This window comes from Neorhizobium sp. BETTINA12A, assembly GCF_023006485.1.
Lineage (GTDB): Bacteria > Pseudomonadota > Alphaproteobacteria > Rhizobiales > Rhizobiaceae > Neorhizobium.
In genome coordinates this window covers 1-6,034 of the sequence record NZ_JALBGW010000226.1, presented here as the reverse complement: position 1 = coordinate 6,034, position 6,034 = coordinate 1, and the positions used below count along the sequence as shown (strand labels likewise).

The following is a 6,034-nucleotide window of genomic DNA, read 5'->3' as shown; positions in this document are numbered from 1 at the left end:
CGCGCCAGCTGACGCCAATCCCACACATGGACCCATACATGGGGACGGAGGAACCGCCGGGTCGAAGGATCCGGCGGTTTTTTGTTTGGGGGGTTAAGATCAGGCGGCGGCCACTGCCAGGTGGATGCCCGAGCTTTCCTGCAATTGCCGTATGACATTGAACAGATTATCGGCGCGCGGATTGCCTTTTGGCCCGAACATTCGCATCAGGCTCTTGGCTGGCATATCGACCTTTTCGGCCAATGTCTCGAAACCGATCGTGGCGTTGATGAAATCGCGCAGCACGCTCTTACCGGTTTCGAGATCGCCTTCCAGAAGAAGTTCGACCGCATCCGAAAGCAACGCGGCGCGAAACGCCGGATCCTGATCCAGCCGGGCTTTGACCGTTTCCTTGAATTCGCGTGTCAGGGTCATCTCAGCTTCCCTTCCTGGATTTGTAGTTCTGCCAATAGCCAAGCGCGGTCTCGATATCATTTTGCTGGCGCTGCTTGGTTCCGCCGACCAACAGGATCACCAGTTGCTCGCCGTCCCGACCGAAATAGATCCGGTAGCCCGGCCCATAGTCGATCCGGTATTCCAGCACTCCGGCGCCGACCGACTTCACGTTCGAGAGGTTGCCTTGTCCGATCCGCTCCAGCGCAATCGTCACCTTCGAGGCCGCGCGGGACTCGATCTTCGAAAACCACCGCCCGAACGGGCTCGATCCATCTGGCTCAAGATATTCAGTGATTTTCATTGGATGATGGTAACATATGCGTCACCATCATCCAATAGCGTCGGATGTTCAGCCGCTGATCTTGGAAAAGTCCGCGACGGTCGCGGTCGCTTCGCGGATGGCCTTCAGGAGGGCCAAGCGGTTGGCGCGGATGGCGGCGTCCTCGTCGTTGACGAGCACGTCCTCGAAGAATTTGTCGACGGGGACACGGAGTTTCGACAGGGCTTCCATGGCCGAGCGGAAGTCTTCCTTGGCGACGGCCTCGGCCGCTTCCTTCGAGGCGACGACGATCGCCGCCCAGAGCGCCTCTTCGGCATCGAGCCTCAGCAGTTCTTCCGAAACGCCATCGGCGACGACGGTGCCCTTCTTCTCTTCCGCGGCGAGCAGCTGCACGGCGCGTTTGGTGCCGGCGAGCAGGTTCTTGCCGTCTTCCGAGGTGATGAACGCCGTCAGCGCCTCTACGCGGCGGGCGACCATCAGGAGGTCGTCGGAGTCGGGCGTCAGGACGGCATCGATGAGGTCGTGGCGGGCGCCCTGATCGCGGAGGTAGACTTTCAGGCGGTCGTGGAAGAAGGAGAGGAGGTCGAATGGCGCTGAATCTGCTATCTCAGCAGCTTTCAACCGGACTTCATCAGTTGCCGCGAACTCTAAATACTTCAGAAAAAAGTCAACATCATCGCTATTGGCAAGTTTACCCGCATTTCGCATTTCTGCGGAAGGAGCTAATTCATTCGTCGCATTTTGACGATTAAGCTGCGCCAAAATCAGCTTCTCGGTATGTAGCCTCAAAATCTTTAGAAGCGGCAACCGCACTCCCCGCTCCAACAAAATCCGCACCACGCCCAGCGCCGCGCGCCGCAGCGCAAACGGATCCTTCGAACCCGTCGGCTTTTCGTCAATCGCCCAGAAACCAACCAATGTATCAAGCTTATCAGCCAGTGCGACTGTCAACCCGACCTTGTCCTCCGGCAGACGATCTGAAGGGCCATTCGGCTTCCAGTGATCCTCAATGGCAGCGGCGACCGTCGCCTCCTCGCCTTGCAACATCGCGTACTTGCGGCCCATCAGCCCCTGCAGTTCGGGGAATTCGCCGACGGCTTCGGTGCGCAGGTCGGCCTTGGCCAGCACCGCGGCGCGATCGACGAGGGTCAGATCGGCGCCGGTGACTTTTGCCAGCTCCTTCGCCAGTGCGCGGATGCGAGCAACGCGTTCGCCTTGCGTGCCGAGCTTCGCGTGGAACGTCACGTTCAGCGCGTCGAGCTTCGCCATGCGCTGGTCGAGCGGCTTCTTGAGGTCGAGATCGAACTTCGCCGCAGATTCTTTCAGCGTATCGAGATCCGGCATGTCGCCCTGGTCGCGGGTCCAGAAGTGCTTGGCGTCGGAGAGGCGGGCGCGCACGACCTTGCCGTTGCCGTGCATGATCTCCTTGCCGCCGTCCTTCGCCTCGATGTTCGAGATCAGGATGAAGCGGTTGGAGAGCCCTTCCCCACCGGTCTGCGGGCGGGTGACAAAGCACTTCTGGTTGGTCTTGATGGTCAGCCGGATGATTTCGGAGGGGATTTCGAGATAATCCTGTTCGAACTCGCCCATCAGCACATGCGGCCATTCGACGAGGCCGGAGACTTCCTCCAGAAGGCCCTCGTCCTCGACCAGATCGAGGCCGTTGGCGAAGGCGAGGTCGCGGGCATCGTGCAGGATGACGTCCTTGCGGCGGTCCGCATCGAGCATGACCTTCGCCTTTTCGAGGCTCGTCACGTAGTCGTCGAAACGCCGCACGGTGATGGCGTCAGGCGCGTGGAAACGATGGCCGTAGGTAATGTTGCTGGCCGTCAGGCCGTCGATCTCGAAGGGGATGACCTGGGTTTCGTCATGTTCCGGGCCGAAGACGCAGACGATCGACTGCAGCGGGCGCACCCAGCGCAGGCTTTCCGGACCCTTGCCGTCAATGCCGGCGAAACGGGCGCCCTTCGGCATGGAAGCGGCGCCCCAGCGCATCGATTTCGGCCAGGGGAAATTGCGGATGATGCCGGGCATCACCTCGGCGATGATGTCTTCCGCCGGGCGGCCGGGCTTGGAGATGACGGCGACGTAGAAATCGCCCTTCTTCGGGTCGTTGACGACCTGGGCCTCGGAAATCGACGAAAGACCCGCACCGCGCAAAAAGCCGGCGATGGCACCTTCCGGCGCATCGGTGCGCGGACCCTTGCGCTCCTCGCGCTGATCTGCGGAGCGGGCCGTCAGGCCACGGATATCGAGCGTCAGGCGGCGCGGCGTCCAATATTCGCGCGCACCCTCATAGGTCAGGCCCGCTTCCACCAGCGCGTCGGTGACGAGCTTTTTCAGGTCTCCCGCCGCCTTGCGCTGCATGCGGGCGGGAATTTCCTCCGAGCGGAGTTCGAGAAGCAGATCGGGCATCGATAATCAACTTTTTGATGATTGTTCAACAGGGCGTGGCCTTAGCAAGCCCGCCGCCAAAAGTCACCAGCCGGATTGGCGAAAGTGTTTACCAGCCGCCTCCGCCGCCACCGCCTCCGCCGCCGCCGGACGAACCGCCGGAAAAGCCGGAGGAGGACGAGGAGGATTTTGGCGCTGGGATGGTCGAGGCGATCGTGGAGGCCATCGAGGAGGAGAAGCCGCCGATGCGGTCGCCGAAATTGGAGCCGTAGTTGCCGCTATACCAGCCGGGCGCATAGGCGCCGACGGCAGCGCCCGCGGCGGCGCTCGCAAGCCAGACCTCGAAGGTGTTGCTCCAAGGTTTTTCGACGCCGAGTGCCACCGCATAGGGCAGCAGCTTTTCGAAATGCTGCGGCGACATGGTGGGTGCGCCGGCGGTGTTCATGCGGTCCTTTTCGGCGAGCGTCAGGTAGATGCGCAGGCCCTCGATACCGTCCATCAGCTTGCGGCCGAGCGGCGTCGGGGCGCCCATCAGGAAGAAGAAGATGACGTTGGCGAGCACGATGCCGCCGACCGAGACCATGATTGGCCAGTGCTCGTCGCCGGTCATTTCCGACATGATCCCCACCACGACCGCCGAGCCGATCGACAGGGCCACCAAGCCGATAAAACCGAGGATAACGACCGAGACGATTTTCGAAATCAGCGACGAACCGCGGCGCAGGCCCTTGCCGAAGGCGGCGGCGAGCACGCCGAAGACCACGGCAAAAAAGGCCGGGATGATCAGCGTCGCGATCATATCCGGTTCGAGATTGCCGAAAACGACCAGAGAGACGATGGAAAGCACGCTCAGCACGACGCCGCCGATCACGTAACCCTTGTTGCCGTTGTAATATTTGCCGCGGTGTTCCTTCTCGATTGCCTGGCGGAAGCTTGCGCCGATCGACTGGACGGAGGTGCCGTGCGCCTCGTCGATGATCAGTTCCTGCCCCTTGGCGTCGATGGAGCCGAGGATGGAGGCCTGGCCGATCGGCACCTCCCTCGGCGCGGCCTTGCCGGTGCGCCGGATGACGATCTTTTCCGCGAGATCCTCCAGCGTCACGTAACCCTTGACCGCAAGGTCAAGCGCGCTTGCTGCAAACGCGGTCCAGCCGCCACCGGAAAAACCCTTGTTGTCGATGTAGTTGACCAGAGCCGGCGACAGTCCCTCCGGCGCATCCCAGCGGGGTACCACGACGCCGCGATCCGGGTCGCGACCGACGCGGACCCAGAAAAGCGCGTAATAACCGACGACGAGGACGAGGCCAACGATCGAGATGATCGTCCCGATATTGTCGCGCCACCACCATTCGCTTTGCTGATCTTTCGAAGGCGGAGCGATAATGCCTTTGGGAAAGCCTGCAACGATCGTCAGGCCCTCCTGCGCCCCGAGCGGCCGCGTGGTCGAAAAGACGGCCTGATTGCCGTTCGCCTGCATGCGGGCATTGCGGGCGGTAGAGCCGAGCGGGCCGGTATAGGCGGCGGTTTGGGTTATCCGCGCGCTGCCCGGCAGGGTCACCCGCGCCGAGGCCTGGGCGATGCGGAATTCCCAGCCATTGCCGGTCGCGTTCCAATAAAGCTCGTCATGGTCGTCGAAATAGCGGATCTGCCGGTCGGTCTTGTAGGTGAAGACGAAGGTGTGCTCGCCATTCCGAAGGAAGACATCCTCGTCGCCGGAATAGATGCGGATGCCGCCGGTAACACCTTCCGTATGGAAGGGTTCGGCCTGACCGTCCCGGGTGACGGAAACGACCTCGAAGCCGACCCGCACGGTGCGGCCGCCGGCGTCCTGCATCGTCAGCGGGAAGTCGCGAAACAGGCCGCGCTTGATCCTGTCGCCTTCGGAATTGGCGACGATCGTTTCGGTCACCGTCAGGTCGCCATTGTCGGCGACCTGGATGTCGGAATGATAGGAGCGGATATATTCCTCCGCCGCGGCGGGCAGCGCCACCGACAGCGAGAAAAGTAGCGCCAGGCTAAGGCCGGAGAACCACCGCATCACGACATTCCTCCTCTTCGGCACCGGCCGATCCGGGTTTTCCGTTTAAACTATGTCCGTGTATTCGACGCCGAGCGAGGCCAGCACGTCCCAATAGCTGGGAAAGGTCTTGGCGACGCAATCGGGATCGAGAATGGTGACGCCGCCGATCATCAGCCCGGCCAGCGCAAAGCTCATGGCGATGCGGTGGTCGGCAAAGGTGTTGATTTCGGCGGATAAGGTCTGGCCGGCGAGTGAGGGATCGGAGGCGACGATCAGGTCGTCGCACTCTTCCGTCGCAAGGCCGTCGCGAATGGCGTTGAGGCCGAGCGAGAGCGCCCTCACCCGGTCGCATTCCTTGACGCGCAGGTTGGCAATACCGGTGAAACGCACCGGCGTTTCGTTGAAGGCGGCGAGCACCGCGAGCGTCGGCACTGCATCCTGCATCTGCGAACCGTCGATTTCGGCCGGCAGGTGCGGGAATTGCGCGATCACCTCATAAGCCTTGGCATCCGGTTGGGTGAAGGCGGTGGCCGCCACGCCAAGGTCGATGGCACCGCCGGTCAAGACTTCCGCAGCCCAGAGATAAGTGGCGGCCGACGCGTCCGGTTCAATCACGAAATCCGCCGCGCGATATCCGGTCGGTTCGACCTTCCAGGTCGCCGCATCGATCTGATCGACCTTGGCGCCGAAGGCCTGCATGGCGGCGAGCGTCAGGTCCACATAGCCCCTTGCACCGATTTCCGCGCCGGCCAGTGCAACCGTCAACGGGGCGTTGGCGCCCTGGCTGACAAGCGGCCCCGCCATCAGCAGCGCCGAGACGTATTGGCTGGAGAGACCGGCGTCGATCTCGACGCGGCCGGAGGCGAAATGACCGTTGCCGCGCACCGTCACCGGCGGGCAGCCGG

At 62.4% G+C, this 6,034-nt stretch carries 5 protein-coding genes; all 5 read right to left on the bottom strand.

Annotated elements, in window-relative coordinates:
• Positions 1-99 precede the first annotated feature (99 nt).
• The gene (locus MOV61_RS27690; RefSeq protein WP_247138883.1) at positions 100-414 is read right to left on the bottom strand and encodes a DNA-binding protein; all 315 of its coding nucleotides are present in this window, start codon (positions 412-414) and stop codon (positions 100-102) included.
• Position 415: 1 nt separating this feature from the next.
• A complete protein-coding gene (locus MOV61_RS27685; RefSeq protein WP_151041161.1) occupies positions 416-736 on the bottom strand; it encodes a type II toxin-antitoxin system RelE/ParE family toxin in 321 nt (106 codons plus the stop codon).
• Positions 737-784: 48 nt separating this feature from the next.
• Complete coding sequence (gene glyS / locus MOV61_RS27680) at positions 785-3,130, bottom strand: glycine--tRNA ligase subunit beta (protein ID WP_247138882.1); 2,346 nt, start codon at positions 3,128-3,130, stop codon at positions 785-787.
• An 88-nt stretch (positions 3,131-3,218) separates the two neighbouring features.
• Positions 3,219-5,147, bottom strand: coding sequence for a DUF2207 domain-containing protein (locus MOV61_RS27675; protein ID WP_247138884.1), 1,929 nt, complete (start codon positions 5,145-5,147; stop codon positions 3,219-3,221).
• A gap of 45 nt (positions 5,148-5,192) precedes the next feature.
• Positions 5,193-6,034, bottom strand: an 842-nt coding sequence (locus MOV61_RS27670; RefSeq protein WP_247138881.1) for a 3-phosphoshikimate 1-carboxyvinyltransferase, incomplete at its 5' end; no start/stop codon positions are given.